The 26,415-nt window shown below is 67.2% G+C and carries 25 protein-coding genes; 16 read left to right on the top strand and 9 right to left on the bottom strand.

Annotated features, from left to right (window positions below; all coding sequences use genetic code 11):
- The first annotated feature begins 195 nt into the window (after positions 1 to 195).
- Both ACSQ22_RS12925 and ACSQ22_RS12920 read left to right on the top strand, forming a co-directional pair.
- Positions 196 to 714, top strand: a complete 519-nt coding sequence (locus ACSQ22_RS12925; RefSeq protein ID WP_228899876.1) for a hypothetical protein — start codon at positions 196 to 198, stop codon at positions 712 to 714.
- Between the two features lie 55 nt (positions 715 to 769).
- Positions 770 to 1,507 carry a DUF4124 domain-containing protein gene (locus ACSQ22_RS12920; protein WP_121419285.1) on the top strand — a complete coding sequence of 246 codons (738 nt, stop codon included), beginning with the start codon at positions 770 to 772 and terminating at the stop codon, positions 1,505 to 1,507.
- Between the two features lie 25 nt (positions 1,508 to 1,532).
- On the opposite strand, the gene ACSQ22_RS12915 is transcribed toward ACSQ22_RS12920, so the two are convergent.
- A complete protein-coding gene (locus ACSQ22_RS12915) occupies positions 1,533 to 2,489 on the bottom strand; it encodes an NAD-dependent epimerase/dehydratase family protein (protein ID WP_436130538.1) in 957 nt (318 codons plus the stop codon).
- Positions 2,490 to 2,560: 71 nt separating this feature from the next.
- On the opposite strand from ACSQ22_RS12915, the gene ACSQ22_RS12910 reads away from it, so the two are divergent.
- The 4 genes from ACSQ22_RS12910 to ACSQ22_RS12895 all read left to right on the top strand — a co-directional run bounded on the left by ACSQ22_RS12910 (position 2,561) and on the right by ACSQ22_RS12895 (position 7,639).
- Complete coding sequence (locus tag ACSQ22_RS12910) at positions 2,561 to 3,625, top strand: CDP-6-deoxy-delta-3,4-glucoseen reductase (protein WP_436130537.1); 1,065 nt, start codon at positions 2,561 to 2,563, stop codon at positions 3,623 to 3,625.
- 11 nt (positions 3,626 to 3,636) lie between these two features.
- Complete coding sequence (locus ACSQ22_RS12905) at positions 3,637 to 5,880, top strand: PAS domain S-box protein (protein WP_436130536.1); 2,244 nt, start codon at positions 3,637 to 3,639, stop codon at positions 5,878 to 5,880.
- The gene (locus ACSQ22_RS12900; RefSeq protein ID WP_436130535.1) at positions 5,877 to 6,569 is read left to right on the top strand and encodes a response regulator transcription factor; all 693 of its coding nucleotides are present in this window, start codon (positions 5,877 to 5,879) and stop codon (positions 6,567 to 6,569) included. The genes ACSQ22_RS12905 and ACSQ22_RS12900 overlap by 4 nt, the downstream gene beginning before the upstream one ends.
- A gap of 80 nt (positions 6,570 to 6,649) precedes the next feature.
- A complete protein-coding gene (locus ACSQ22_RS12895) occupies positions 6,650 to 7,639 on the top strand; it encodes a tripartite tricarboxylate transporter substrate binding protein (RefSeq protein WP_436130534.1) in 990 nt (329 codons plus the stop codon).
- A gap of 201 nt (positions 7,640 to 7,840) precedes the next feature.
- Here the strand turns inward: ACSQ22_RS12895 and folK are convergent, their stop codons facing one another.
- The 4 genes from folK to hda form a co-directional block, all read right to left on the bottom strand.
- Complete coding sequence (gene folK / locus ACSQ22_RS12890) at positions 7,841 to 8,368, bottom strand: 2-amino-4-hydroxy-6-hydroxymethyldihydropteridine diphosphokinase (RefSeq protein WP_431152213.1); 528 nt, start codon at positions 8,366 to 8,368, stop codon at positions 7,841 to 7,843.
- Positions 8,365 to 9,957 carry a polynucleotide adenylyltransferase PcnB gene (pcnB, locus tag ACSQ22_RS12885; RefSeq protein WP_436130533.1) on the bottom strand — a complete coding sequence of 531 codons (1,593 nt, stop codon included), beginning with the start codon at positions 9,955 to 9,957 and terminating at the stop codon, positions 8,365 to 8,367. The genes folK and pcnB overlap by 4 nt, the downstream gene beginning before the upstream one ends.
- Positions 9,958 to 10,020: 63 nt before the next feature.
- Entirely contained in the window at positions 10,021 to 10,740 is a 720-nt protein-coding gene (locus tag ACSQ22_RS12880) for an HAD family hydrolase (RefSeq protein ID WP_436130532.1), read from the bottom strand.
- A 38-nt stretch (positions 10,741 to 10,778) separates the two neighbouring features.
- Positions 10,779 to 11,477 (bottom strand): DnaA regulatory inactivator Hda, encoded by a 699-nt coding sequence (hda, locus tag ACSQ22_RS12875; protein ID WP_055395116.1) that lies wholly within the window; start codon positions 11,475 to 11,477, stop codon positions 10,779 to 10,781.
- A 184-nt stretch (positions 11,478 to 11,661) separates the two neighbouring features.
- On the opposite strand from hda, the gene purM reads away from it, so the two are divergent.
- A complete protein-coding gene (gene purM / locus ACSQ22_RS12870) occupies positions 11,662 to 12,714 on the top strand; it encodes a phosphoribosylformylglycinamidine cyclo-ligase (RefSeq protein ID WP_436130531.1) in 1,053 nt (350 codons plus the stop codon).
- 52 nt (positions 12,715 to 12,766) lie between these two features.
- Positions 12,767 to 13,867 (top strand): AI-2E family transporter, encoded by a 1,101-nt coding sequence (locus tag ACSQ22_RS12865; RefSeq protein WP_121419276.1) that lies wholly within the window; start codon positions 12,767 to 12,769, stop codon positions 13,865 to 13,867.
- A gap of 95 nt (positions 13,868 to 13,962) precedes the next feature.
- Here ACSQ22_RS12865 and ACSQ22_RS12860 read toward each other — a convergent pair whose 3' ends face one another.
- Positions 13,963 to 15,036: an extracellular catalytic domain type 1 short-chain-length polyhydroxyalkanoate depolymerase gene (locus ACSQ22_RS12860; RefSeq protein ID WP_436130530.1), complete on the bottom strand. Its 1,074-nt coding sequence runs from the start codon at positions 15,034 to 15,036 to the stop codon at positions 13,963 to 13,965.
- Positions 15,037 to 15,347: 311 nt separating this feature from the next.
- Here ACSQ22_RS12860 and ACSQ22_RS12855 point away from each other — a divergent pair, with 311 nt between their 5' ends.
- Genes ACSQ22_RS12855 through ACSQ22_RS12840 form a run of 4 tightly spaced genes read left to right on the top strand, consistent with a single transcriptional unit; the run spans position 15,348 to position 18,395 of the window.
- The gene (locus ACSQ22_RS12855; protein WP_306556521.1) at positions 15,348 to 15,917 is read left to right on the top strand and encodes a cysteine hydrolase family protein; all 570 of its coding nucleotides are present in this window, start codon (positions 15,348 to 15,350) and stop codon (positions 15,915 to 15,917) included.
- A gap of 15 nt (positions 15,918 to 15,932) precedes the next feature.
- A complete protein-coding gene (locus ACSQ22_RS12850) occupies positions 15,933 to 16,724 on the top strand; it encodes a carbon-nitrogen hydrolase family protein (protein WP_436130529.1) in 792 nt (263 codons plus the stop codon).
- A complete protein-coding gene (locus tag ACSQ22_RS12845) occupies positions 16,721 to 17,356 on the top strand; it encodes a DJ-1/PfpI family protein (RefSeq protein ID WP_436130528.1) in 636 nt (211 codons plus the stop codon). The genes ACSQ22_RS12850 and ACSQ22_RS12845 overlap by 4 nt, the downstream gene beginning before the upstream one ends.
- Positions 17,357 to 17,393: 37 nt before the next feature.
- Positions 17,394 to 18,395, top strand: a complete 1,002-nt coding sequence (locus tag ACSQ22_RS12840) for a GlxA family transcriptional regulator (RefSeq protein ID WP_436130527.1) — start codon at positions 17,394 to 17,396, stop codon at positions 18,393 to 18,395.
- A 328-nt stretch (positions 18,396 to 18,723) separates the two neighbouring features.
- Here ACSQ22_RS12840 and ACSQ22_RS12835 read toward each other — a convergent pair whose 3' ends face one another.
- Together ACSQ22_RS12835 and argH are read right to left on the bottom strand one after the other, a co-directional pair.
- The gene (locus ACSQ22_RS12835) at positions 18,724 to 19,713 is read right to left on the bottom strand and encodes a Bug family tripartite tricarboxylate transporter substrate binding protein (RefSeq protein WP_436130526.1); all 990 of its coding nucleotides are present in this window, start codon (positions 19,711 to 19,713) and stop codon (positions 18,724 to 18,726) included.
- A gap of 41 nt (positions 19,714 to 19,754) precedes the next feature.
- Entirely contained in the window at positions 19,755 to 21,224 is a 1,470-nt protein-coding gene (argH, locus tag ACSQ22_RS12830) for an argininosuccinate lyase (RefSeq protein WP_436130525.1), read from the bottom strand.
- Positions 21,225 to 21,276: 52 nt separating this feature from the next.
- On the opposite strand from argH, the gene ACSQ22_RS12825 reads away from it, so the two are divergent.
- On the top strand, positions 21,277 to 22,575 hold the full coding sequence (locus ACSQ22_RS12825) for a sensor histidine kinase (protein WP_176888730.1): 1,299 nt from the start codon (positions 21,277 to 21,279) through the stop codon (positions 22,573 to 22,575).
- Positions 22,556 to 23,314: a LytR/AlgR family response regulator transcription factor gene (locus tag ACSQ22_RS12820; protein WP_055394454.1), complete on the top strand. Its 759-nt coding sequence runs from the start codon at positions 22,556 to 22,558 to the stop codon at positions 23,312 to 23,314. Before ACSQ22_RS12825 ends, ACSQ22_RS12820 begins: the two co-directional genes overlap by 20 nt.
- A gap of 59 nt (positions 23,315 to 23,373) precedes the next feature.
- Here the strand turns inward: ACSQ22_RS12820 and ppk2 are convergent, their stop codons facing one another.
- The gene (gene ppk2, locus ACSQ22_RS12815; protein ID WP_218299068.1) at positions 23,374 to 24,288 is read right to left on the bottom strand and encodes a polyphosphate kinase 2; all 915 of its coding nucleotides are present in this window, start codon (positions 24,286 to 24,288) and stop codon (positions 23,374 to 23,376) included.
- A gap of 119 nt (positions 24,289 to 24,407) precedes the next feature.
- On the opposite strand from ppk2, the gene ACSQ22_RS12810 reads away from it, so the two are divergent.
- Positions 24,408 to 25,475: a transporter gene (locus ACSQ22_RS12810; RefSeq protein ID WP_436130524.1), complete on the top strand. Its 1,068-nt coding sequence runs from the start codon at positions 24,408 to 24,410 to the stop codon at positions 25,473 to 25,475.
- Between the two features lie 85 nt (positions 25,476 to 25,560).
- Positions 25,561 to 26,412 (top strand): plasmid replication/partition related protein, encoded by an 852-nt coding sequence (locus ACSQ22_RS12805; protein ID WP_436130523.1) that lies wholly within the window; start codon positions 25,561 to 25,563, stop codon positions 26,410 to 26,412.
- Positions 26,413 to 26,415 lie beyond the last annotated feature (3 nt).

The raw sequence follows: 26,415 nt of genomic DNA, 5'->3' as shown, positions 1-26,415 counted from the left end.
CCCGACGGATGGGACAATAGGCGCCGTCCTACCCGGCACATCGGCAGGCAGGTCAACCAAAACGGGGGGCCACGCGCTACATTGAAAGCGGCTTCAACGCGCCAGCCTCCGAAATTTGTAACACCCCGCCGGGGTGCTTTTCGGGGACTTTACGAGCAGGGTGGAACGGCCACTCCCTGCCAGGGTCTGACCACCATGACAAACACACTTGCCCGCCTTATTTCTGCCACGGTCCTGGGCGCCGCGGTGACCGGCTGCGCCACGGTGCAGGGTGACCCGTACTACGAACCCACTCCGTACCGTGTTTATGAGCAGCCGGGTTACATCTACAACAACGCGCCGCCGGTGTACCCCGCGTATTCGGCGCCCCCAGCCGTTATCTACTACGGCGGACGTGACCGGGACGACCGCTGGGAGCGAGACCGCAACCGTAACGACTGGCGAGAACGTGAACGCGAACGGGAACGTGCCGAGCGCGACCGGCAGGCCCGGGAACGCGAGCGTGATCGCCGCGAACAGCAGGCCCGCGAGCTCGATCGCCGCCAGCGCGACCGTGACCAAGCCCTGCGCGAGCAGGCTGAGCGCGACCGCCGCGCCGCAGACGATCGCCGCAACCGCCAACCCCCTCCAGGCCGTGTTGCGCCAGGCAGCTACTCGTTTGACCCCCACGACTGGCGCTCCCGCCAACAGTCCAACAGCCCCGACAAGCCCTGACAGGGGCTGACCAGGGCTCCCACCGCCACGCTTTTGCCCACCTTGGCCGCAGACCATGAGCCTCCGCAACCGCCATCTCGCCCTCTTCCTCTGTGTGTGCGCAGCCTGGCTGGGCACCGTGGCCCACGCACAAGTGGTGCGCTGCACCGACACCCGCACCGGCAAGGTGACCTATACCGATGGGGCCTGTACGGGCGGAGCGGCGGCGCGCGAAGTGGAAGCGCGCAAAACGCCGGAAGAACTCCAACTGGAACGCGAACAGGCCGCTGAGGCGCTGGAGCGCAAGCAACAGCGGCTGCAGGCCGAGGCCACCGCCGCAGAGACCGAGGCCCGCCGCAACGCCGAGCGCGACCGGGCACGCGCTGCGCAGGCCGCTGCCGCAGCCCCACAACCGCAGGACTACGCCCGCTCCCCGGAATGTGCACGTTCGCGGCGCAATTTCGACATGGTGGCTGCAGGCCTGTCGCGCTCGACCTATGAGCAGGAACTGCGGCTCGAAGCGGCCCAGAGGCAGGTGGACCTGGACTGCCTGGGCCCCCAGGGCTATGCCGAGGTCGAAAAGGCACGTGCCAACCAGCCGCGTGTGGTGGTGGTCCCACCCTCCAGGCACCGCCCTCTCTACCCCGATCCGTTTCCCCAGGCAGGTAACCCACAACCCCCACCACGCCTCACCCAATGTGGCGACTTTCGCTGCACCGACAACCTGGGCAACACCTACCCCCGCACAGGTCCGGGGCGGTTTCCCGGGCCCGGTGGTGTCTGCCGCTCAAACGGCGGCCAGGCGCCCTGCTGATGCCACGGGCGCGCACCAGCAGGCCCTAACGCTGCGGCTGCCCGCTCAGCCCCTCGGCCACGCTGGGGTATCGCAGCCGCAACCCCAGTTCCCGCACCATGCGCTGGTTGTCGAGCCGGCGTGACTCGCTCATGAAGCTCAGCAGCATCAGCGACAACTGCTCCTGCGCTGCAGTGCGGGGCACACGCGGGGGGCGCGGCAGGCCGTACAGGTCGGCGGCCAGGTCAAAGTAATCGCCCATCTTCAGGTGGGTGGCGTCGCTCACGTTGTAAGTGCGCTGTGACAGCCCTTTCCACACGGCGGCCATACAGGCCCGCGCCAGGTCATCGGCATGGATGTGGTTGGTAAACACATCGTCTTCGGCCACCAGCACCGGCGTGCCTCGGCGCAGACGGGCCTCGGGCGTGCCGCCTTCACGGTCAGGTGCGTAGATACCCGGAATGCGCAGCACGCTGGCCCGCACACCGGCACGGCCCAGGTGGCGTACCGCAGTTTCTGCGTTCACGCGGCGCTGCGCCCGCGGGGTGCCGGGAGCCACCGCCCGCGTCTCAGGCACCAGGGCCCCCTGGCAATCGCCGTACACCCCACTAGTCGATGCATACACCAAGGACACCGGCAGGCTTCGCAGCCGCAGCGCGCGGGCCAAGGCGATGGTGCGAGGGTCCAGCCACCAGGCATTTCCTCCGGCCCCTTCGACCGGCGGAGGCGCCAGGTGCAACACCCGGGTGGCCAGCCCAGCAAGCCTACGCAGCGAAGGCGCATCGTCCAAATTGCCCACGATGGGCCTGGCTCCCAGGGCGCGCAGCCCCGCGACCCGCGAGGGGCTGGACGTGAGCGCCATCACCCGCATGCGTGCGGCGCCGGGGCCTGATTGCAGATCGCGCAGGATGCGTTGACCTACATCACCGCAACCCACGATCAGGAGGCGTTCACGGCGAAAGCGCGCAGGGAGGGCGCCAAGGGGGCTTTGTATTGAAGGCAAAATTGGGTCCGTTTGCTTGGCTTTTGCTGGGCCGATAGTTTGATCGAAGACGATTCCAAGGATACCCACACATGACCAGCGCAGAGGCTGCAACTCCCGCAGCGTTCCAGATCACCGTGCAGCCCAGCGGCCGCGCTTTCAGTGCCAATGCGGGCGAGGCCATCCTGTCCGCCGCCATCCGCAGCGGCGTGGGCCTGCCCTACGGCTGCAAGGACGGCGCCTGTGGTTCGTGCAAGTGCAAGAAGATCAGCGGCGCCGTGCACCACGGCGAACACCAGTCCAAGGCACTCACGGCCGATGAAGAGGCTGCAGGCTTGGTGCTGACCTGCTGCGCGCAACCGCTGACCGACGTGGTGCTCGAATCACGCCAGGTCACTGACGAAAGCGCGTATCCGATCAAGAAGATGCCGGTGCGCGTATCTACCCTGGAAAAAAAATCCCACGACGTGATGCAGGTGCGCCTGCAGTTGCCCGCCGCCGATACCTTCCGCTACCACGCAGGCCAGTACATCGAATTCATCCTGCGGGATGGCGCCCGCCGGGCCTACTCGGTGGCCAACGCGCCCCACACGCAGGCTGAAGCGCCGGGCGTGGAGCTGCACATCCGCCACATGCCGGGCGGCAAGTTCACCGACCATGTGTTCGGCGCGATGAAGGAAAAGGAAATCCTGCGGGTGGAAGGCCCGTTTGGCAGTTTTTTCCTGCGCGAGGACTCCGACAAGCCCATCGTGCTGCTGGCCTCGGGCACGGGCTTTGCGCCCATCAAGGCGCTGATCGAGCACATGCAGTTCAAGGGCATCACACGCCCGACCGCGCTGTATTGGGGCGGCCGCCGGCCGGGCGACCTGTACCTGCATGACTGGGTGCTGGCGCGTGCGGCCGAAATGCCCCACTTCACCTACGTGCCCGTAGTGTCCGATGCCATGCCCGAAGACGGTTGGACTGGCCGCACCGGCTTTGTGCACCAGGCGGTGATGGACGACTTTGCCGACCTCTCGGGCCACCAGGTGTATGCCTGCGGGGCGCCCATCGTGGTGGACTCGGCCCGCGATGCCTACAGTGCACAGCGCGGCCTCCCCGCAGAAGAGTTCTATGCGGATGCCTTCACCTCCGAGGCGGACAAGCACGGCGGCTGACCGGGGCGCACATGCCAACCACCCCGGCTGAGCCCGCTGCACCCCGTGCGCCGCTGGCGCTGCCGCCTCCCGGCACTGCGCTCCCACCAGGGCGGATTTCGCGATGGCGCGCCGCAGTGCGCGGCACGGGCCCCATGGCGGCCGTGGTGGGGCTGGCGGTGCTCCTGGTGCTGGGCGCGGGAGAATGGGCAACCCAGAGCGAACTCGACAACCAGTGGGACAACCTGCGCCGCTCGGGCGAGGTGCAGGCCCTGGCACTGCGCGGCGTGGCCACCCGCTACAGCTATCTGCCCTTCACGGCGGCGCAGCAGCCGCTGATTGCCGAGTTGCTGCACAACCCCGGCGCACAACCGCTGCGCAGCGCTGCCAATGCCTACCTGCAGACCATCAATGCCAATGCAGGCTCGGACACGCTGTATGTGATGAACACCGACGGGCTCACGGTAGCCTCCAGCAACTGGGACACCCCCACCAGCTTCGTGAACCAGAACTACGGCAATCGCCCGTATTTCCGCGATGCACTGCAAGGGCAGCCGGGGCGGTTTTACGGCGTGGGCAAGACCACCGGCGAACCTGGGCTTTTTGCATCGGCACCCGTGGTGGAAAACGGCCGGGTGATCGGCGTCGTGGCCGTGAAGGTGTGGATGCAGCCCATCGTGGACACCTGGGCGCAACTGCGCGACCCGGTCTTCGTGACCGATGAGCGCGGCATTATCTTCCTCGGCTCTGTCCTCCCCTGGCTGTACCAGACCACGCGCCCACTGCCCGAGCAGGACGTGCAGCAGGTGCAATTCGACGAGCAGTATGGCGCACGCTGGACACCCCAGCCCGTGCCCTGGAAAACGCTCCAGCGCGACGGCCAGCCAGGCACCGAGATCCTCGTGCCCGGCACCGGCAAGCGCTATCTGGCCCTTGAAGAGCGCCTGCCCGATCTGGGCTGGACGCTGACCCTCACGGCCGACAGCAAGGCCGTCGCCCTGGCGCGCCAACAGGCCTGGGCACTGGCGAGCCTGGCGTCGGGCCTGCTGGTGCTCGGCGCCCTGTACTGGCAGTTGCGCGAACGGCGCCTGCAAGAGAACCGGCAGGCCCGCATCGAGCTGGAGCAGCGCGTCCAGGAGCGCACCCATGCACTGCAGCAGGCGCAGGCATTTCGCCAGTCGATGGAAGACTCGCTGCTGGTGGGCATGCGCGCGCGCGACCTCGAAGGCCGTATCGTCTACGTGAACGCCGCCATGTGCGACATGGTGGGCTACAGCGCAGACGAGCTGATCGGCTGCCTGCCGCCCTACCCCTACTGGCACCCGGACGACCTGGACCGGCACTGGAACGACAGCGACACCGCCCTGGCCGGCAAAGCCGCGCCCCAGGGCAACGAAAACCGGCTGCGGCACCGCAATGGCTCCGACGTGTACACCATGTTCTACACCGCACGCCTCATCGACGGCAACGGCCAGCACATCGGCTGGATGAGTTCGGTGGTGGACATCACCGCCCAAAAACGCGCCGAAGAACAGCAGCAGCAGCGCGAGGCCCAGCTGCAGCGCGTGCAGCGTGTGATCACCGTGGGCGAGATGGCCTCCACGCTGGCGCACGAGCTGAACCAGCCACTGGCCGCCCTGGTCAACTACGCCGCCGCAGCGCGCTCACTGGCGGCGCAGGGCAAAACCGAGCTGCTGAACGACAGCCTCACCGCACTCTCCAGCCAGGCCCTGCGCGCCGCCGACATCGTCGGCCGCATCCGCCGCTGGGTGCGCCAACACCCCGAGGCCCGCGAGCCCTGCGACCTCAATGCCGCCGTGGACCAGTCCCTGGGCCTGCTCCTGCGCGCCGAGGCGCGACGGCACGGGGTGGCGGTGCGGCTGGACCTGGCCCACGGCCCGCTGCGCGTGAATGCCGACCGCGTGCTGCTCGAACAGGTGGTGCTGAACCTGGGTCTCAACGCCTTGCAGGCCATGCAGGCGATGCGCGCAGATGCCACGCCGCCCGAGGCGCACGAACTATTGCTGCGCACCACGGCCGATACCCGGTTTGCCTGCCTCGAAGTGCTGGACCGGGGGCCCGGCCTGCCACCCGAGATCGCCGAACGCCTGTTCGAGCCCTTCTTCACCACCCGTTCCGACGGCCTGGGGCTGGGCCTGAACATCTGCCGCTCCATTGTCGAAAGCATGGGCGGCGAGCTGCTGGCGCGCAACCGCGACGGCGGCGGCGCCGTGTTTGAGATCCGGTTGCCCCGCATTTTCTTGCCCCCACCATGATCGACAGCCGTCCGACCACTCCCGTCACCGTCAACACCACAGTTCCCGCGAATGTCTACGTCGTGGACGACGACGAGGGCGTGCGCAACTCCCTGGCCGCCCTGCTGCTGGCCGGTGGCCATGCGCCCCGCACGTTTGCCAGCGGCCCTGAGTTCCTGGCCCGCGCCGACCTCGCCCACCCGGGCTGCGTGCTGCTGGACCTGCGCATGGACGGCATGAGCGGCCTGCAGGTGTTCGATGCCCTGCGCGAGCGCAATGCCGTGCTCAAGACCGTGTTCCTGTCCGCCCATGGCGAACTGTCCTCCGCCGTCACCGCCGTCAAGCAAGGGGCCGTGGACTGGCTCGAAAAACCCTGCGACGAGCAAACCCTGCTGGCCGCCGTGCTCCGGGCCGCGAACCTGTCGCTGGAAGACGCACAGCGCGCACAGCGGCGCAACACCTTGCGGGAGCGCTGGAACACGCTGAGCCCGCGCCAGCAAGAGGTGGCGCGCCTGCTGGCCACCGGCATCAGCAGCAAGGAGGTGGCCCGCGCGCTGGCCCAGCGCGACCCGGAGCGACCCATCGACCCGCGCACGGTGGACACGCACCGCTCTGCCATCTTCCTGAAACTGGACATCCGCTCGTCGCACGAGCTGGGCATGCTGGTGGAAGATCTGGGGCTGGCAGAAAACACGTTGCGCACGCTGTGACAGCCCTCCACAGGCACCCTCCACAGCTGCCGTCCACCAGTTTTCGTAAGCAGTCTTATTATTTTTTGCACAATGGCACCATGAACCGCAGAAACCACCTCATCGCCAGTGCCGCTGTTGCAGCGGCTTTTTCATCCCCCTTCGCGGCCTCGGTCGCGCTTGCGCAGGACTCCGGCCAGCCCATCCGTCTGGTCGTGCCCTACGCACCCGGTGGGCCCATCGACGTGACGGCGCGTGCACTGGCCGAGCGCGTGCGCGACTCGCTGGGCACCGTGATCATTGAAAACAAGGGCGGTGCAGGCGGCAACATCGGTGCCGACGCCATTGCCAAAGCCGCACCCGATGGCCTGACCATCGGCATCGCCGCCACGGCCACGCACGCAGTGAACCCCTGGCTGTACACCAAGATGCCCTACGACGCGGGCAAGGACTTCGCGGGCATCACGCAGATGGTGCGTGTTCCCAACGTGCTGGTCATCAACGCCGCCAAAGCCGAGCAGCTCAAGATCAACACCCTGGCCGACCTGATCGCCTACGCCAAGGCCAACCCCGCCAAGCTCAACTACGGCAGCGGCGGCAATGGCAGCGCGGGCCACCTGGCGGGCGAGATGTTCAAGCAGCGCGCGGGCATCTTTGCGCTGCACATCCCCTACCGCGGCGCCAACCCCGCGCAGCTGGCGCTGCTCGCGGGCGAGGTGGACTTCAACATCGACAACCTGGCGGCCGCCGCACCCAATATCCGTGCCGGCAAGCTCAAGGCCCTGGCCGTGACCTCGCTGGACGCCTCGCCCTCGCTGCCGGGCGTGCCGCCCCTGTCTGCTACTTTCAAGGGCTTTTCCATCGACACCTGGTGGGGCCTGGTGGCACCTGCAGCCACGCCCAAGCCCATCATCGACAAGCTGAACAAGGCCTTTGTAGCCGCCCTCCATGCGCCAGAAACCAAGACCCGCTTTGGCGCCTTGCTGGCCGAACCCGTGCCCACCACGCCGCAGCAGTTCGACAGCTTCATGGCCAGCGAACGCGCGAAGTACCAGCAGGTGGTGAAGGCATCCGGCGCGAAGGTGGATTGACCCCCTGAGCGGCAGTATCTCAACCCCCAAGAGGTACGCCGCCCGTGGCCCGGCAAAGCCGGTTCCACGGTGGCACTGGCGTTGGGCTGCGCCAGTTTCATCCGGTGCGGGTCCATCCGTCGCGCAGGGTAATATTTTTATGCTTTTTTAGCCTCTAGCGCTTATCTACAAAGCGCTAGCAGCTCCTGATTTAGGAGCAAATCATCTACCCACCACCGCGTCCGCCCAACCCGGGCCTTCGAGCCGGTGGATGTCCTGCAATGCCACGGCCTGCAGCGCTGCGGCGTCCACCCGCTCTGGCGCAAGATCGGCCAGGGGGCGCAGCACAAACGCGCGCTCAGCCATCCGAGGGTGGGGCACGGTGAGCTCGGGGGTGTCGATGGCCTGGCCGCCAAACCACAGGATGTCCAGGTCCAGCGTGCGCGGGGCGTTGCGGTAGGGGCGCTGGCGGCCAGCGGCTTGTTCGATGGATTGCAGGGCCTGCAGCAGGGGCTGCGGGGCCAGTGCCGTGGTCAGCTCGGCCACGGCATTGAGGTAGTCGGGCCCACCGGCATCGACCGGCGCGCTGCCGTAGAGCGGCGACACGCGTGTGACCCGGGTGCCTGGCAACTGGTCGATTGCCGCCAAAGCATTGCGCAAGGCCGTCTCACGCTCGCCGAGATTGGCGCCCAGGCCCACGTAGACCAGGGCGGGCCGTTCGCGCTCGTCGCCGAGGTCCGGCAGATTCACTCGCCCGCCGCCGCAGGGGCTGCGCCTTCGCCGCCTCCCGCACCACCGGGCTTGCGACGGCGGCGGCGGCGCTTCTTGGGGGCACCACCTTCGGAGGGGAACTCAGCGTCGCTGTCGACCGGTCCGGCGTCTGACCCTTGGGGCAAGCCGCGCGGATCGGCGGCGGGTGCAGCGCGGGGCACGCGCTTGACCACTGGCTGCGCTTTCTGGCGGGCTTTCTGTTCTTCCTTGGCCTGGTCCATCAGGTCATCACGGCGCTCGTCGTCGGCGGTCTGGAAGTCCTGCCACCACTCGGCCAGCGCTTCTTCCACCTCGCCCACATCGGCGCGCAAGCGCATGAAGTCGAAACCGGCGCGAAAGCGCGGCTGCATCACCATGCCAAACGGTGTGTTGCCCACGCGCTTTTCAAAACGCGGTTGCATAACCCAGATCTCGCGCATGTCGGCGGCAAGTTTGCCCCGGCCGGACACATCACCAATGCGCTTGTCGAACACCTCGTCGATGGCCTCCTGCAGCGCGGGCAGCGGGTGCTGGCGCTGGTTCAGGCGCGCCTGCCAGCCATTGCGCACGTCTTCCCACAGCACGCAGGCCAGGAGGAAGCTCGGGGCGACGGGCTTGCCTTCGTTGACGCGGCGGTCGGTGTCCACCAGGGCGGCTTTGACAAACGGCGTATCGGCGCGCTCCACGGCCACGTCCAACAGCGGGTAGATGCCCTTGGCCATGCCCAGCTTGCGCAACTGTTCAATGGTGGCAATGGCGTGGCCGGTTTGCAGCAGCTTGAGCATTTCGTCGAACATGCGGCTCTGCGGCACCTCGGCCAGCAGCGCCTGCGACTGCACCAGCGGGGCTGCCGACTTGGCCTCGATGCTGAAACCCAGGCCGCTGAGCTTGGCTGCAAAGCGCACGGCACGGATGATGCGCACCGGGTCTTCGCGGTAACGCGTGGCGGGGTCGCCAATCATGCGCAGTGTCTTCTTCTTGGCGTCCTGCAGGCCCTTGTGGTAGTCGACCACGATCTGGCTCACCGGGTCGTAGTACATGGCGTTCACGGTGAAGTCGCGGCGCGTGGCGTCTTCGTCCTGCGGGCCCCAGACGTTGTCGCGCAGCACGCGTCCGCTGGCATCCACAGCGTGCTGCATGCCCGACAGCTGGGCCTTGCTGGTCTTTTCGTTGCCCGCCACCTGGCCTGCAGCGGCGTTGTCCAGGTAAGCGCGGAAGGTGGAGACCTCGATCACTTCATGCTCACGCCCCCGGCCGTGCACCACGTGCACGATGCGAAAGCGCTTGCCGATGATGAAGGCGCGGCGGAACAGGCCCTTGACCTGCTCGGGCGTGGCGTTGGTGGCCACGTCAAAGTCCTTGGGGCGCAGGCCCAGCAGCAGGTCGCGCACGGCGCCGCCGACGATGTAGGCCTCAAAACCTGCTTGCTTGAGCGTGGCAACCACCTCGGCGGCACGGCGGTCCACCAGTTCGGGGTTGATGCCGTGCACCGAGGCGGGCACCTCCTCGCGCTTGCCGAAGTGGGGCTTGCCGCCCGAGGTGCCGGGCGTCGATTTGCCCATCAGTTTGTCTAGGAACTTCTTGATCATGGAGTGAAAGGTTTCAGGGGGTCGGGCACGAAACGGCGGCTGGTGGGGGCTGCAAGGCGCTCATCATTCAGCTGGTGGTGCAGGCGTTTCGGCATCGGCCGCAAACAGGTCCAGTATGCGCCAGCCGCGCTCCTGGGCCAGGGCGCGCAGGCGCGGGTCGGGGTTGGTGGCCACCGGGTGGTTCACCTTCTCCAGCAGGGGCACGTCGTTCATCGAGTCGCTGTAAAACGTGCTTTCGACGTCTCCCCAGGCCAGTTGCCGCTCGGCCAGCCATTGTTCCATGCGGTGCACCTTGCCTTCGCGCATGGTGGGAATGCCATCGATCTCGCCGGTGTACCAGCCGCTGGCGTCGCGCACCAGTTGCACGGCCAGAAGTTGCGACACGCCCAGCGCCTGCGCGATGGGCGTGGTCACAAATTCATTGGTGGCGGTGACGATAAGTACCTCGTCGCCCGCGGCCTGGTGCTGGCGGATGAGGTGGAGCGCCCTGGGTTTGATGGCCGGGGTGATGACCTCGCGCATGAACTGCTGGTGCGCGGCCGCCGCCGCCTCGGGCCCGCGCAGGCGCACGGCCTCGGTCGCAAAACGCACGTAGTCGTGCACATCGAGCGTGCCCGCCTGGTAGTGGGCGTAGAACTCGTCGTTGCGGCGCGCGAACTCCACAGGGTCGTTCCAGCCGATGCGGATGGTGAATTCGCCCCACTCGTAGTCGGAGTCGAGCGGCAGCAGCGTGTGGTCCAGGTCAAACAGCGCAAGCCGCAGGCGGCGGGGTTCAGAAGTCATTCAGGTTCACACGTAAAAAAAGACGTGGGGGCACGGCGTTATTCCGATTCCAACATTGTCTTGAGCAAGGGAATCGTGATGGCGCGCTGGGTGCGCAAGGCAAAGGCATCCAGCTGGTCCAAGAGCTGCATGAGGCTGCCCAGGTCGCGCGAGAAGCGGTTGAGCATGTAGTCCATAACTTCATCGCCCAGGAACACGCCACGTGCGTCGGCCTCCTGGCGCAGCACGGCGCGGCGCTCGGCCTCGCCCAGCAGCTGCAACTGGAACACATGGCCCCAACCCAGGCGGCTGCGCAGGTCGTCGCGCAAGGGCAGGTCTGCCGGGGGCAGGTTGCCAGCAGCCAGCACCCAGCGCTGGCTGCCGCTGGCGGGGCTGATGGCGTTGACGAACCAATTGAACGCGGTGGCCTGCTGGGCTGTGCTGTACAGGTGCACGTCGTCCATGAGCACGGCTGCCCAGTTTTCGTCGAAATCAGGGGGTTCGGCGACGGCCGGGTCGAGCCAGCCTACGCTGGAGCCCTGCTCGCGCAGGGCCTGGCGCACGGCCTGGAGCAAATGGGTCTTGCCACTGCCGGGCTCGCCCCACAGGTAGGTGGGCACGGGGGAGCGGGTGGCTTCGCTGCTGCCTTCGCCAGCGGCCAGGCGCAGATGTTGCAGGGCGGCTTCATTGGGGCCTGCATAAAACCGGGCCAGCGTGGGCCCTGTGGCCAGGCCGATGTCCAGTGCCAGTTGCTTCATCATGGCTGCCGCCCACAGGCACGCAGGCAGAGGGTTGGGGCATGAAACAGCATGGGCTTGAAGGACAAAACAGGGCGGTGTGAAGGGGTGAGCGGGTGGCACTGGGTGCGCAACCCGTAAAATCTGTGCAAATTTTAGTCTGCTGCGCACGCTGTTCCGTGCCGTCCCTGCCTTGAGCACCCCTATGAGCACCTCTGCCACCTCCCCCACCCCCCTGTCCTACAAAGACGCTGGCGTTGACATCGACGCGGGCGATGCCCTGGTCGAACGCATCAAACCCCTGGCCAAGAAGACCATGCGCGAAGGTGTGCTGGCGGGTATTGGCGGCTTTGGCGCGCTGTTCGAAGTGCCCAAGCGCTACAAGGAGCCGGTGCTGGTCTCCGGCACCGACGGCGTGGGCACCAAGCTCAAGCTGGCGTTTGAATGGAACATGCACGACACCGTGGGCATCGACCTGGTGGCCATGAGCGTGAACGACGTGCTGGTGCAAGGCGCCGAGCCCCTGTTCTTCCTGGACTACTTCGCCTGCGGCAAGCTGGATGTGGACACGGCTGCGGCCGTGGTGGGCGGCATCGCCAAGGGTTGCGAACTGAGCGGCTGCGCGCTGATCGGCGGCGAAACGGCCGAAATGCCCGGCATGTACCCTGCCGGTGAGTACGACCTGGCCGGCTTTGCCGTGGGCGCGGTCGAAAAGTCCAAGATCCTGACCGGCAAGGACGTCAAGCCCGGCGACGTGGTGCTGGGTCTGGCCAGCCATGGTGTGCATTCCAACGGTTTCAGCCTGGTGCGCAAGTGCATCGACCGCGCCGAAGCCGCTGGCACCCTGCCCGCCACGCTGGACGGCAAGCCCTTCAAGCAGGCCATCATGGAACCCACCCGCCTGTACGTGAAGAACGTGCTGGCTGCGCTGGCGGTCCATCCGATCAAGGCCCTGGCCCACATCACCGGTGGCGGCCTGCTGGAGAACATCCCCCGCGTGCTGCCCGAAGGCACGGCCGCCCATCTGACCAAGGGCAGCTGGCCCCAGACCGAGCTGTTTGCCTGGCTGCAAAAGACCGCCGGCATCGACGACATCGAGATGAACCGCACCTTCAACAACGGCATTGGCATGGTGGTGGTGGTGGATGCCGCCAACGCTGAGGCCACAGCCGCCACACTGCGTGCTGCGGGCGAGCAGGTGTACACGATTGGCACGATCGCTGCGCGCGCCGAAGGCGCCGCCGTGGTGGTGGCCTGATCGCCCCCGCCCGCGTTCATTCAACCCCACCGCACACGACCAGTTTCAGCGCATGGCGCAGCGCCCCCCTTCTGCCCCCGTCGCCCCCGCACCGCCCGAGCCCACCACGCTGCCACCGCGCGCCCTGACCCGGGGCGTTGTGGTGGCCAGCTACCTGTTGGTGGCGGCCGTGCTGCTGCTGGTGATGTGGCGCGGCCTGCTGCCGGGCCTGTTGTGCGTGTGCCTGGGCTTTCTGCTCACGCGGGCCCTCACGCGCTGGTTTGCCCAGGGCCTGGGACGGGTGCAGCGCCAGTCCACACCTTCCGCCCGCAGCCTGCGGGTGGCGCAGGTGGTGGCGGCAGGTCTGGTCATGCTGCTGCCGCTGGCGCTGCTGGCCGCCGGACTGACGCACTCGCGGGGTTATCTGGTCGATGCCCCGCAGCAATACCGTGAGCTGCTCAACTACATGGCGCGTACGGTGCTGGAGCTGCGGCTGAAGCTGCCTGCCGACATGGCGGCCCACCTGCCCGAGGGCGCGGCTGAAATCCAGCGCATCATCGCCAACTACCTGGGCGCCAAGGCCGGCGCGCTGGCCATGGCCGGACGCGCCTGGCTGGCCGGGCTGCTGTTTGCCTACGTGGGCCTGCTCATCGGCGCGCTGGCGGCCGTGCGCCCACCAGCCCTCGCGCGCGGCCCGCTGGCCCAGCAGCTCAAGCTGCGCATCACACTGTTTGGCGAGGCGTTCCGGCAGATCGTGGCCGCGCAGTTCTGGATTGCGGCGTTCAACACCCTGCTCACCGCGCTGTTCCTGCTGTTTGTGCTGCCGCTGTGGAATCTGGAGCTGCCCTACACGCCCGTGCTGATCACGTTCACGTTCATTGCCGGGCTCGTGCCCATCGTGGGCAACCTGGTGTGCAACGTGGTCATCACCATCGTGGGGCTGTCGGTGTCGCCGCTGGCGGCGGCCGCCTGCCTGGGCTTTCTGATCCTGATCCACAAGGCCGAATACGTGATCAACGCCAAGGTGGTGGGCCGCCGCACGCAGATGGGCGTGTGGGAGCTGCTGAGCGTGATGTTCGTGGCCGAGGCCGTGTTTGGCCCCGCCGGGCTGGTGGCGGCCCCGCTGTTTTATGCCTACCTCAAGAAGGAACTGGTGGCAGCGCGGCTGGTGTAGCAGGCCATGGATGCTGCCACCGGCAGCATCAACACCACATTCACTACAAATTTAATAGCTTCTCACGCTTGACAGATAAGCGCTAGAGCTTATTTTTATTCATTTTTTGCAAACTGCCGCGCCACAAAGGCCCACACCAGGGCCGAGGCATCCGGCCCGGCCGGGTCGCTGAACGGCAATTGCGCCACGCCGCCGCTCCAGGCGTGGGCCAGCCCCGCCACTTCGCGCAGCGCCACCACGGTGCGGCCCCGGGTCTTGAATTCGGTCACCCGCATGGCATGGCGCTGGCCACGCTGCAGGGTGCGCAAGGCTCCGGCCCGCGCGCCCAGCGCATCCGCCCACAGCAGGGCCGTGGCCGCCGCGTTACGCACAGAGACCACACCATCGGCATCGCCATGCAGCACCAGCAGGGGCGGCAGCGGCAGCACGGAAGGGGTTGCACCCTGGTTGAGGGAGACACCCAGGGGCTCTGGCAGGTGCGCAGCGCGCCGCCCGTGCATGGCGGCCAGCGCCGTGGCGGCCGATTCGGCCGTGCCCGGTGCCACCCCAGAATGCATGGCCACGGCACAGAACCGCTGGGGATAGAGCGCGGCCATCAGCACGGCCATGCTGGCACCGGCCGACAAGCCCGCCACGGCCACACGGGCCAGGTCCACCGGGTAGCGGCGCGCCACCTTGTCCACCGCAGCCAGCAGCGTGGCTGCTTCGGCCTGGGCCTTGCCGTTGCGGCGCTCAAACCAGTTCCAGCAACCATGGGCGTTGGCCATGCGCTCCTGCTCGGGGTACAGCACCAGAAAACGCTCGCGCGCGGCCAGCCGGTTCATGCGCGTGGCGGCAGCCAGATCGCCCCCCGTCTGGCCGCAGCCATGCAGCATGACCAGCAAGGGCAGTTTCTCGTCTGCTTTCAGCGCCAGCCCTGGCGGGATGTAGAGGTGGTAGCGCCGCGCGCCCGCAGGCCCGGGTGCAATGCCACCGACCCACTCTCCGCGAGCGGGCACGGGCTTGCTGGCCGCGCGCCGGGCTGGCACGGCTGGCGCAGGCACCACCCGGCGCGGCGCAGCCGGGGCCTTGGCGCGCACAGGGCGCGCCACCCGGGCAAAGGCCTTCAGGTTGCGCTGGTAGGCCCGCGTCAGCGCTGACAGGGAAAACAAGCGGGAGCGTCTGGCCATGGCGGGGAGTCGTGTAGTGGGTGGGCTGTAGAGGGCAAAAAAATTTAGGGAAAACCCTAATCACCATAACAGCTTATGCGGCTCACCGCGCAAAACTATCAATTTGATAGCTACAAAACATTACCCATAAAGCGTTAATCGCCTTTTTCCAGACAACCCCATGGCCCGCTTGCCCACCATTCCCTGTGAAACCTCACCAAGACCTCCACCGATGGCGTAAATTGATCGAAACCTGTCCCGTCTGGCGCGGACTCCACGCCTTAGCGCAATAAAAATAAAGGCTTCAAACCATCCATCGAAAGAAGCACACCATGAAAACATGTCTGATTGTGATTGACGTCCAGGAGTCCTTTCGCCACCGCCCTTACTTCACCACGCACGACCTGCCCGCCTATCTGCAGGCCCAGAACGCCCTGATCGAAGGCTGCGTGGCGCGCGGCGTGCCGGTGGTGCGGGTGTTCCACAGCGAAGGCCCCGAAGTGCCCGAGAATGCGTTTTCGCAGGTGTCAGGCCAGGTGCGCGCACTCGACGGCCTGGCGCCCTTCGAGGCGGCCGCCACCTTCACCAAGTCGCGCCACAGCGCGCTGGTGGGCACGGGACTGGACGTGTGGCTGACGCGCCATGGCATCCAGCGCCTCATCATCAGCGGCATCCGCACCGAACAATGCTGCGAAACCACCACGCGCCACGCCTCGGACCTGGGCTGGGAGGTGGACTATGTGACCGACGCCACCTTGACCTGGGACATGGTGCAACCCGACGGCCAGACGCTGGCAGCCGCCGACATCAAGACCCGCACTGCCACGGTGCTGCAGGGCCGCTTTGCCACCCTGCGCACCGTGCGGGAAGCCCTGGACGCCCTGGAAGCGGCCGCAGCCTGACCGCCGGAGAACACCATGCGCGCCACTGTCTGCGAATTGCCCTACCAACCCCATCTGCTCGAAGCTGCCTGGGTAGCACTGTGCGCCCACACCCACAGCGCGCAATCCGAGCTGGTGCTGCTGCCCGAGTTCGCCTTTGTCGAGCCGGTGTGGGAATCGCTCCCCGCCGATCCAGCACGCTGGGGCGCTGCCGTCGCACTCAGCGACGCCTGGGCAGCCCGCCTGCCCGAGCTGGGCGCCGACTGGGTGGTGGGCGCGCGCCCGGTCACTGCGGGCGAGCAGCGCTTGAACGAAGGCTTTCTCTGGTCCGCGCAGACCGGCTACGCGCCCCTGCGGCGCAAGTTTCACCTGCCCGATGAACCGGGTGGCTGGGAGGCCCAGTGGTTTACGCGCGGTGATGCAGCATTTCCCCGTTTCAACGCCGGGCCGCTGGCCTTCGGCCTGAACATTTGCACCGAACTCTGGGCGCTGGACACCTATGCCCACTATGCGGCGCTGGGCGGGCTGCAGGCCATCCTGTCGCCGCGCGCCACAGCGGCCGCCACCACCGACAAATGGCTGGCCGTGGGCACCGTTGCGGCCGTGCGCACTGGCGCTTACAGCCTGTCGTCCAACCGCGCGGACCACGCCGCAGGCACTTATGGCGGCGCGGGCTGGGTCATCAGCCCCGATGGCGCCCTGCTCGCCCGCACCACGGCAGAACAACCCTTTTGCACCGTCGATATCGACCTGAACGCCACAACGACGGCGCACGGCACCTACCCGCGTTATGTGTTTGCCCACCACCCTCCCCGCACCACACCATGACCACCCCATCTGCCATCAAACCCCCAAAGCCCCTGCAAGTCGCCATCCTCGTTTTTGACGAGGTGGAAGCCCTGGACCTGGGCGGCCCCTACGAAGTGTTCACCACCGCCGTGCGCATGGCGCAGCGCCTGCAGCCTGGCGCACCCGCGCCATTTGCCGTGCAGTGCGTGGCCCGCAGCCTGGCCCCCGTGCGGGCCCGCGCTGGTCTGCGCGTGCTGCCGGACGCGGACTTCACCAGGGCCACCGCGCCCGATGTGCTCATCGTGCCCGGCGGCGTGGTGGACGCCGCCGCGGCCTGCGCAGACACCCGCGCCTGGGTGGCCCAGGCGGCGCGTGGTGCGCAGATGACCGCATCGGTGTGCACAGGAGCATTCATCCTGGCAGCCGCAGGCGTGCTGACCGAAGGCCCTGCCACCACCCACTGGGAGGACATTGCTGACCTGCGGGCGCGGTTTCCCACCCTGGATGTGCGGGAAAATGTGCGCTGGGTAGACCGGGGGGCGCTGGTCACGTCGGCCGGCATCAGCGCCGGCATTGACATGAGCCTGCACCTGGTCACCCGGCTGGCGAGCGCAGCACTTGCGGAGCGCACCGCCCGCCAGATGGACACCCCGTGGAACAGGGAGCCATAAAACGCCTTGGGAGCGGCGCCTTTTTCAAGAACTTGTCATGCAGGACATAAAACATTCCCCCATCCACGTGTACTTCGCCCTGCTGCCTGGCAGCCTGGTGCTGGACTGGGCCGGCCCGGCCGAGGCGCTGCGCATTGCCAACCAGACCCTGGTCGCCCTAGGCCAACCAGAGCGCTTTGTGCAGCACTTCGTGAGCCCCACGCCCGAGTCGATGTCGTCCGTGGGGGTCGCTGTCACCGGGCTGGCGCCGCTGCCTGACACACTGCCCAGCCCCGCGTGGGTGGTGCTGGTGGGCCTGGCAGGCCACCACATCGACGTGAGCGGCCCCGAAGCCCAGGCCCTGCTGCACTGGCTGCGCGGCCTGCGCCCGGTGGCGGGGCAGCTGGAGCTGGTCACCGTGTGCGCGGGCGCGGTGCTGGCCGCCCATGCAGGGCTGCTGACCGGCCGGCGCGCCACCACGCACCACCTGCACCTGGACGAGCTGGCCCTGGTAGACCCACGCTGCGACGTGGCCGCCAACCGCGTGTTCGTGGCCGATGGCCCCATCTACACCAGCGCAGGCGTGACCACCGGCATCGACCTGCTGCTCCACCGCATCTCCGACATCTGCGGCCCCACAGTGGCGGTGCAGGTGGCGCAGGCCATGGTGATCGGGCTGCGCCGGGGGCCGGACGACCCGCAGTTCTCGCCGTTTCTGCACCACCGCAACCACATGCACCCCGCACTGCACCGCGTGCAGGACGCCGTGGGCCAGCAACCGCAGGCCGACTGGAGCGTGCCGCAGATGGCCGAGGTGGCACATACCTCGCCGCGCCACCTCACGCGGCTGTTTCTGGAACATGCAGGCATCGCCCCGCTGCAGTACCTGCGGCGCATCCGCCTGGCCACGGCCGAGGCCGCGCTGCGGTCTGGCCAGAACGTGACGCAGGCGGCACTGATGGCGGGGTTCAGCTCCGACACCCAGCTGCGCCGGGCCTGGCACCAGTTCGGGCGCGGAGGCACGCCGTCGCAGGGTACGGGCCGGGCGCGCGCGCACTGAACTGCGGGCACCGGCCCGCTTCGAAGCCTCGGCCACGGCCCCAAAAGGCACCCGCCGCGACGGCACAGACACTGCCATGAAAGAGCCATCGCGCCGATGAGAATGAACGTCTGCAGGCCCCGCGCCCGCAGCAGACTCTGGACACCCTGCCCGAGGAGCGCTTTGACCGGGTCACGGCTTTTGCGGCGCACCAATTCAAAGGCCCGGCCCAGCCTTAGAAATCTGCAGCACGTGAATCCGCAGTTTGAATTTCCGCAATTCGACCGTTCTCAGGAACTGGAGGATGCAGCGGCATCCGCTCGAATGACCACACCAAGCACGCCCTGGCCTACTGCGCCACAAACCCGCTGGTCTTGATGATGCGCGTCCAAGCCTCGGTGTAGGCCGCCTGGCGGGTGGCCAGCTGCTGCGGTGTCATGTAGCCCACCGTGAGGCCCATGGCCGTCAGGTGCTCGCGCACATCCGGCATCGCCACCACCTTGGACAGGGCGATGGAAAACTCGGTGATGAACTTCTGCGGCGTGCCGGCAGGAGCGTAGATGCCGTAGTACGGCAGGTCTTCAAAGCCCTTGAGGCCCATTTCGTCGAACGTGGGCACATCGGGCATGGCGGCCTGGCGCTTGGTGCCGAGCACGCCCACCACGCGCACCTTGCCCGCCTTGTGGTTCTCGATGAAATCCTGCACCGAGGCGACGCCTGCACCGATCTGGTTGCCCAGCATGTCGGCCATCATGGGCGCGCTGCCCCGGTAGGGGGCGGACACCAGGTCGATCTGGTACTTCTGCCCGATCAGCTTGACCAGGAATTCGGGGGTGGAAGCTGGCGCCGGGATACCCACGGCCCCCTTGCCCTGGCCCGCCGTGCGCACCCAGTTGACGTAGTCGCCGAACGACTTGGCGGGCGTGCCTCCAGAGACGGCAAATGCATTCACAAAGGTGGCAAAGCCGCCGACGGGAACGAAGTCGCGCACCGGGTCGAAGCCGGCGTTCTTGACCACCTGGGGCAGGATGGAGATGGTGTGGTCGTGCGTGATGAACAGCGTGGTCCCATCGGGCACTGCGGCTTTGAGCGCCTGGGCCGCAATCTGGCCCCCGGCGCCAGGGCGGTTTTCCACCACCACTGGCACGCCCAGTTCGTCCTTGAGCTTCTCGGACAAGGTGCGCGCAATGGCGTCCGAACCACCGCCGGGCGGGAACCCCACCAGCAGGCGAATGGGCTTGGCCGACTGCGCCGACGCGAGCCCCACGGTCAGCGCAGCCCCCAGAAAGGCGCTGGTGCGCAAAAGACGGGACAACAGGCTGCGGCGGGATGGGGTCATGGCAAAAGCTCCAAAGGGATGTGCAATGGGCACCGCAAAAATCAGGCCAGGCGTGCGCGATGGCGCTCCAACTGCAGGCGCACCTGCGCGGGGGCCGTACCCCCCAGCGTGTTGCGAGCGTTGAGCGAGCCACGCAGGCTCAGGCACTCGTACACATCCTTCTCGATGGCGGGGTGAAAGCCCTGTAGCACCGTCAAAGGCAGCTCCGACAGGTCGCACGCGTGCGAGGTGGCCGCCTTCACCGCATGCGCCACGGTTTCGTGCGCATCGCGGAAGGGCAGGCCCTTTTTCACCAGGTAGTCGGCCAGGTCGGTGGCCGTGGCGTAGCCCTTGAGGGCAGCCTGCTCCATGGCCTGCGCGTTCACGGCGATGCCGCCTTCCTTTTGGCCCGTGGCGGGGTTCATCTGGCCGCCCACCATCTCGGCAAAGATGCGCAGTGTGTCTTTGAGCGTGTCCACGGTGTCGAACAGTGGCTCCTTGTCTTCCTGGTTGTCCTTGTTGTAGGCCAGGGGCTGGCCTTTCATCAGGGTGATCAGGCCCATCAGGTGGCCGACGACGCGGCCGGTCTTGCCGCGCGCCAGTTCCGGCACGTCGGGGTTCTTCTTCTGCGGCATGATTGAGCTGCCGGTGGTGAAGCGGTCGGCGATCTTGATGAAGCCGAAGTTCTGGCTCATCCAGATGATGAGTTCTTCGCTCAAGCGGCTCACGTGCACCATGCACAGGCTGGCGGCGGCGGTGAATTCGATGGCGAAGTCGCGGTCGCTCACGGCGTCCAGGCTGTTCTGGCACACGCCTTCCATGCCCAGCGTCTTGGCCACGCGCTCGCGGTCCAGCGGGTAGGTGGTGCCCGCCAGCGCCGCGCTGCCCAGGGGCAGCACGTTGGTGCGGCGGCGCACGTCGGCCATGCGCTCGGCGTCGCGCTTGAACATTTCCACATAGGCGAGCATGTGGTGGCCAAAGCTCACGGGCTGAGCCACCTGCAGGTGGGTGAAGCCGGGCAGGATCACCTCGACGTTCTGCTCGGCCACATCCACCAGCGACACCTGCAGCTCTTTCAGCAGGTCGCCGATCAAATCAATCTCGCCGCGCAGCCACAAGCGCACGTCCGTGGCCACCTGGTCGTTGCGGCTGCGGCCGGTGTGCAGGCGCTTGCCCGCATCGCCCACCAGCTGGGTCAGGCGGGCTTCGATGTTCAAGTGCACGTCTTCCAGGTCGAGCTTCCATTCAAAGGCACCGGACTCGATCTCGGACGTTATCTGCGCCATGCCGCGCTGGATGGAGGCGTGGTCGGAGGCAGAGATGATGCCCTGCGCGGCGAGCATCTCGGCATGTGCCAGGCTGCCTGCAATATCGGCCTGCCACAGACGCTTGTCGAAGAACACGCTGGAGGTGTAGCGCTTGACCAGGTCGCTCATGGGCTCGGAAAACAACGCCGACCAGGCCTGGGCCTTGGTGTCGAGTTGGTTGTGGGACGGCGCAGAGTCGGCGCTGGTGGCTTGGGCTTTGGACATAAGGAGGGCAATAATCCGGAGGTTCAGACACCCGGACAACCCGGGCGCCGCAATGCAAAACACGCAAATTTTATCGACCCAGCCCCCGCTGCCCGATTCTGGCCCGCCAGAAAGGTCTGCGCGCAGCGTGCGGGCGGCCGCTGGCGCCGGGCCGGGCGGGCAGCCGCCGCGCGGGCGGGCCCTGGTGTTTGACGCCTGCCAGGTGGGCGTGGTGCTGCGGGCCGTGCTGTTCGTGGAGCTGGTGGTGGGCGTGGGCGCGATGTATGGGGCGGGCAACCCTGTGGAATGGCTGGCCACCCTGGCACTGCTGACGGGTGGTGCGCTGCCCGCCACGCTGCTGTGGCTGGTCACGGCCTGCAGCCTCAAGACCGTGCTGCAGCGACTGACCACCGTGCAGCAATACCTGGCGGGCGTGCTGCTGGGTGCCCTGGCCGGGGCCTATGCATGCGGCATGCTGGCGCTGGTGGCGCAGCCCACCTCGGCCCCCTGGCTGGCCAGCGCCGCCACGGGCGCGCTGCTGGCCGCCATGCTGGTGGCAGCGCTGGTGCTGCGCGCGCGGGGCCGCACGCCCGCGGCCACCACGGCGCGCCTGACGGAGCTGCAGTCACGCATCCGCCCCCATTTTCTGTTCAACACGCTCAACAGCGCCATCGCGCTGGTGCGCGAAGAACCGGCCAAGGCCGAATCGCTGCTGGAAGACCTGTCCGACCTGTTTCGGGTCGCCCTCATCGAGCAGGGTGAATCGACCACGCTGGCCGAAGAAATCACGCTCGCGCGCCGCTACCTGGGCATCGAAGAGGTGCGCTTTGGCAAACGCCTGCAGGTGCAGTGGAACCTGGACCCCCGCACCGACGGCGCCCGCCTGCCCCCGCTGCTGCTGCAGCCTCTGGTGGAAAACGCCGTCAAACACGGCGTGGAGCCCAGCGACCGGGGTGGCAAGCTCCGCGTGCTGACCGAGCTGCGCGGCAGCCGTGTGGTGGTGCGCATCACCAACACCCTTCCCCCCAAGGAAGGCAAGAACGGCCATGGCAATGGCGAAGACACCGCGCCCCGGGGCCACGGCATTGCGCTGGCCAATGTGCGTGCGCGGCTGGCGCTGCTGCACGATGTGCAGGGCGAGTTCACCGCTGGCGTGCAGGACGGCCTCTACCAGGTGCGCATTACCCTGCCCGCCCCCGACCCCCAGCCCCGCCCCCGGGGTGGGCGCAGCACAGCACCGCCCGCGCGCCGCAGTTCTGGCAACCCCGGCAACCGCCATGGCAGCCGCGCGGCGCCGTTGCAGCGCCGCATGGTGGACAGCCCCAACGACAACAACAGCCCCTTGAGAGACCATGAACATCCTGATCGTTGACGATGAAGCCCTTGCGCGCAGCCGCCTGCGGACCCTGTTGGCCGATTGCGCCCAGGCCCAGCCCGCTCAGCGCATGACGGTGGCCGAGGCCTCCAACGCGAGCGAAACCATGGCACTGCTGGGCCCCACGGGCGGACGGGGTTTTGACCTGGTGCTGCTCGACATCCACATGCCCGGCCAGGACGGCCTGGCCCTGGCCCACACACTGCAGACCCTGCCCCAGCCCCCGGCGGTGGTGTTTGTGACGGCCCACGCCGACCACGCCGTGAGCGCGTTCGAGCTGGACGCCACCGACTACCTGACCAAGCCCGTGCGCCGCGAACGCTTGCAGCAGGCACTGGCCAAGGCGCAGCGCAGCGCACGCCCTTCCGCACCCGCCCAGGCGCCCAGCCTGCCCGAAGGCGAAACCCTGCTGATCCAGGACCGGGGCCGCACCGAACGCCTGCCCCTGGCCGAGGTGCTGTACTTCAAGGCCGAGCAGAAGTACGTGACCGTGCGCACCACCACCCGCAGCTACATCATGGACGGCTCGCTCAGCGAGATAGAAACCAAGTTCGCCCCGCGCTTCCTGCGCATCCACCGCAATGCGCTGGTGGCCCGCCGCGCAGTACGCGCACTGGAGAAACACTACGACCCCGAAGAGGGCGAAGGCTGGGCGGTGCGGCTGCAGGGGTCCACCGAATTGCTGGCGGTCTCCCGCCGGCAAGTCGCGGCCGTGCGAGAGGAGTTGGCGCGCTGATTTTGGCCGCTAGCGCTTGATAGACAAGCGCAGATAGCTATAAATTTAATAGCAATTCTTCAATACACCTCGGGCACGTACATGCTCGCGGGCACCGGCTGGCGCAGGTATTCAGGGTTGCGCACCCGCTCGGGCAGCACCACGGTCGGGTGGGGCACGTCCTGGTAGGGCAGTTGCGACAGCAGGTGGGCGATGCAATTGAGGCGGGCCTTTTTCTTGTCCACCGCCTGCACGACCCACCAAGGCGCCTCAGGGATGTGGGTACGCTCCAGCATCGTCTCTTTGGCCTTGGTGTAGGCCTCCCAGCGCACGCGGCTTTCCAGGTCCATGGGGCTGAGCTTCCACTGCTTGAGCGGGTCGTGGATGCGACCCAGAAAGCGCAGATGCTGCTCTTCGTCGGTGATGGAGAACCAGTATTTGACGAGTGTGATGCCCGAGCGCACGAGCATCTTTTCAAACTCAGGCACGGTGCGGAAGAACTCTTCGTATTCGTCGTCGCTGCAAAAGCCCATCACCCGCTCGACGCCCGCACGGTTGTACCAGCTGCGGTCAAACAGCACCATCTCGCCGGCCGCAGGCAGGTGCGCCACATAGCGCTGAAAGTACCACTGGGTGCGCTCGCGGTCATTCGGTGCGGGCAGCGCGGCCACACGGGCCACGCGCGGGTTCAGGCGCTGGGTGATGCGCTTGATCACGCCGCCCTTGCCGGCTGCATCGCGCCCCTCGAACAAGATCACCACCTTCTGGCGGCTGTGCTGCACCCAGTCCTGCAGCTTGACGAGTTCACCCTGCAACTGGAACAGATCCTTGAAATACTGCTGGCGCGCCAGGCGATCGGTGGGCTGCGGCGCGCCGATGTCGTCCACATTGCGGTCCTCGATCTCCAGCTCCAGCTCTTCGTCGTAGCTGTCGATGAGGTCGTTGGCGATGCGCTGCATCAGCTCCTGGGTGTCAAGGGTGTTGCTGTGGAACATGGTGCCGTCCGGCGGTGCAAAAAAAGATGGCGCCATGGTGGTACCGCCAAGTGACAGGACCGTGACACGGGTGTGATCTGTCACGGCCATGTCATGTGCAGCGGCCAGGATGCAGGCCCGTGCCCTCCGCTACCCTCGCCCCCCACCGCCCCAACGCAGCGCCTGCAGGCAACAGCCTGAACTATGGGGGTGATGCCGCCGGGCTCATCTGCGGCTACTTGCTCGCCGCAAACATCGCGCCGCGCGAGGTCGATACCGTGCAGGCGGCGCAGTGGCTGGCAAGCATTCCATCAGGAGCCGCACCGCAAGGGCAGTTCCTGTGGCTGCATTTCAACCTCAGCCACGCGCAGGCCGTGCGCTGGATGGAGCGGCATGCCGATCTGCCCGAAGCCTTTTTTGACGCGCTCAAGGACCGTTCTGTGTCCACCCGCATCGAGCGCGACGACGACACCCTGATTGCGGTGCTCAACGACGCGCACTTTGACTTTGCGTTCGAGCCCTCGGATATCGCCACCCTGTGGACCAGCGTAGCGCCGCACCTGATGGTGACTGGGCGCACACGCCCGTTGCGGTCGGTGGACGCACTGCGCACCGCCGTGCGCAGCGGCAATGCGCCCTGCTCCAGCGTGGCCCTGCTGGCCGAGCTGATGCGCACGCAGGCCTCGGGTCTGGTGGACATCGTGCGCGGCGTGACGCAGCGCATCGACGACGTGGAAGACGCGCTGCTGGCCGGGCGCCTGGACCACAAACGCGCACGCCTGGGTGTGCTGCGGCGGCTGCTGGTGCGGCTGCAGCGGCTGCTGGCGCCCGAACCTGCTGCATTGTTCCGCCTGCTGCAGCATCCCCCGGCGTGGATGGGCTCGGACGATGCGCAGGAGCTGCGCGACTCCACGGAAGAGTTCTCGGTGGTGTTGCGCGACATGCAGGGACTGCAAGAGCGCATCAAGCTGCTGCAGGAAGAGATCGCAGCCAGCGTGCAGGAAGCCAACAGCCGCAGCCTCTTTGTGCTGACGGTGGTGACCGTGCTGGCCCTGCCCATCAACATCCTGGCCGGCCTGTTCGGTATGAACGTGGGCGGCGTGCCGCTGGCCGACAACGGGCATGGCTTCTGGATCATCGTGGCCGTGGTGGCGGCCTTTACAGCGGTAGCGGGCTGGCTGGCGCTGCGGGGCACGCGAGACCCGTAGCGCCCAGGGCGGCGCCCTGGCCCAGGACTCTTGTCGGGGCCTCTACAATCGCGCCCCTTCCCCGCTCCCGATTGCCTGCCCTGCCATGAACATCGTCGTCAACGAAGAACTCAAAGCCTATATCGAACCCCTGACCCCCGACGAGCACGAGGCGCTGGAGCGCAGCATCCTGGCCGAAGGCTGCCGCGACGCGCTGGTGCTGTGGGGCGATGTGCTGGTGGACGGCCACAACCGCTATGGCATCTGCCAGAAACATGGCCTGCCGTTCCAGACCGTGCAAAACCCGCGCTTTCAGTCGATGGAAGACGTGCACCTGTGGATGATCGACCAGCACCTGGGACGCCGCAGCGTATCGGATTTCCAGCGCGGCGTACTGGCACTGCGCAAGCGCGAGATCATGGTCGACCGCAAGGCCCGCGCAACGACGTCCACAGACACCGAAGCGGCCACCACCACCCCTGACACCCCCGAAGCTGCGGCCGCCCTGCCCGCACCCTCGCCCCTGGACAGCCGCGAAGCCATTGCCAAGGCCGCGCGCCTGAGCAGCAGCCAGGTGGTGATGATCGAAAAAATCCAGAAGCAGGCCGCACCGGAACTGGTGGCGGCCGTGAAGTCCGGCACCATCTCCATCAATGCGGCAGCGGCTGTGGCCACCCTTCCGGCCGAAGAGCAAGTGGCGGCGGTGGTGGCAGGCAAGGACGAACTCAAGCAGGCCGCCAAGCGGGTGCGCGAACTCAACAAGCGCAAGCCACGCGAAGAAGCGCCATCGGACGAAAGCCCTGCGGCCAAGGACGCCAGCCCGGGCGCTGAAGCGGGCGCCGATAAACTGCAGGCCCTGCGGGCCCGCGTGGCAGAACTGACGGCAGAGAACACCGAGCTGCGTCGGCAGGTGGCGCACTTGCAGGCGGCACTGCCAGAAGGCAGCGCGCCGTTCTGAGCG

The sequence above is a fragment of the Acidovorax sp. LjRoot38 genome, from assembly GCF_964252975.1.
GTDB lineage: Bacteria > Pseudomonadota > Gammaproteobacteria > Burkholderiales > Burkholderiaceae_C > Acidovorax > Acidovorax facilis.
The sequence above is the reverse complement of the archived record's forward strand: the minus strand, read 5'-3'. Positions and strand labels throughout refer to the sequence as shown.

Coding starts and splice junctions, on each gene's coding strand:
- ACSQ22_RS12925 (WP_228899876.1), top strand. CDS start 196: ATGACAAACACACTTGCCCGCCTTATTTCTGCCACGGTCCTGGGCGCC.
- ACSQ22_RS12910 (WP_436130537.1), top strand. CDS start 2,561: ATGACCAGCGCAGAGGCTGCAACTCCCGCAGCGTTCCAGATCACCGTG.
- ACSQ22_RS12905 (WP_436130536.1), top strand. CDS start 3,637: ATGCCAACCACCCCGGCTGAGCCCGCTGCACCCCGTGCGCCGCTGGCG.
- ACSQ22_RS12880 (WP_436130532.1), bottom strand. CDS start 10,740: ATGACTTCTGAACCCCGCCGCCTGCGGCTTGCGCTGTTTGACCTGGAC.
- ACSQ22_RS12825 (WP_176888730.1), top strand. CDS start 21,277: ATGCAAAACACGCAAATTTTATCGACCCAGCCCCCGCTGCCCGATTCT.
- ACSQ22_RS12840 (WP_436130527.1), top strand. CDS start 17,394: ATGCAGGACATAAAACATTCCCCCATCCACGTGTACTTCGCCCTGCTG.
- hda (WP_055395116.1), bottom strand. CDS start 11,477: ATGAAGCAACTGGCACTGGACATCGGCCTGGCCACAGGGCCCACGCTG.
- ACSQ22_RS12845 (WP_436130528.1), top strand. CDS start 16,721: ATGACCACCCCATCTGCCATCAAACCCCCAAAGCCCCTGCAAGTCGCC.
- ACSQ22_RS12855 (WP_306556521.1), top strand. CDS start 15,348: ATGAAAACATGTCTGATTGTGATTGACGTCCAGGAGTCCTTTCGCCAC.
- ACSQ22_RS12835 (WP_436130526.1), bottom strand. CDS start 19,713: ATGACCCCATCCCGCCGCAGCCTGTTGTCCCGTCTTTTGCGCACCAGC.
- ACSQ22_RS12900 (WP_436130535.1), top strand. CDS start 5,877: ATGATCGACAGCCGTCCGACCACTCCCGTCACCGTCAACACCACAGTT.
- pcnB (WP_436130533.1), bottom strand. CDS start 9,957: ATGATCAAGAAGTTCCTAGACAAACTGATGGGCAAATCGACGCCCGGC.
- ACSQ22_RS12805 (WP_436130523.1), top strand. CDS start 25,561: ATGAACATCGTCGTCAACGAAGAACTCAAAGCCTATATCGAACCCCTG.
- ACSQ22_RS12895 (WP_436130534.1), top strand. CDS start 6,650: ATGAACCGCAGAAACCACCTCATCGCCAGTGCCGCTGTTGCAGCGGCT.
- ppk2 (WP_218299068.1), bottom strand. CDS start 24,288: ATGTTCCACAGCAACACCCTTGACACCCAGGAGCTGATGCAGCGCATC.
- ACSQ22_RS12860 (WP_436130530.1), bottom strand. CDS start 15,036: ATGGCCAGACGCTCCCGCTTGTTTTCCCTGTCAGCGCTGACGCGGGCC.
- argH (WP_436130525.1), bottom strand. CDS start 21,224: ATGTCCAAAGCCCAAGCCACCAGCGCCGACTCTGCGCCGTCCCACAAC.
- ACSQ22_RS12865 (WP_121419276.1), top strand. CDS start 12,767: ATGGCGCAGCGCCCCCCTTCTGCCCCCGTCGCCCCCGCACCGCCCGAG.
- purM (WP_436130531.1), top strand. CDS start 11,662: ATGAGCACCTCTGCCACCTCCCCCACCCCCCTGTCCTACAAAGACGCT.
- ACSQ22_RS12820 (WP_055394454.1), top strand. CDS start 22,556: ATGAACATCCTGATCGTTGACGATGAAGCCCTTGCGCGCAGCCGCCTG.
- ACSQ22_RS12850 (WP_436130529.1), top strand. CDS start 15,933: ATGCGCGCCACTGTCTGCGAATTGCCCTACCAACCCCATCTGCTCGAA.
- ACSQ22_RS12920 (WP_121419285.1), top strand. CDS start 770: ATGAGCCTCCGCAACCGCCATCTCGCCCTCTTCCTCTGTGTGTGCGCA.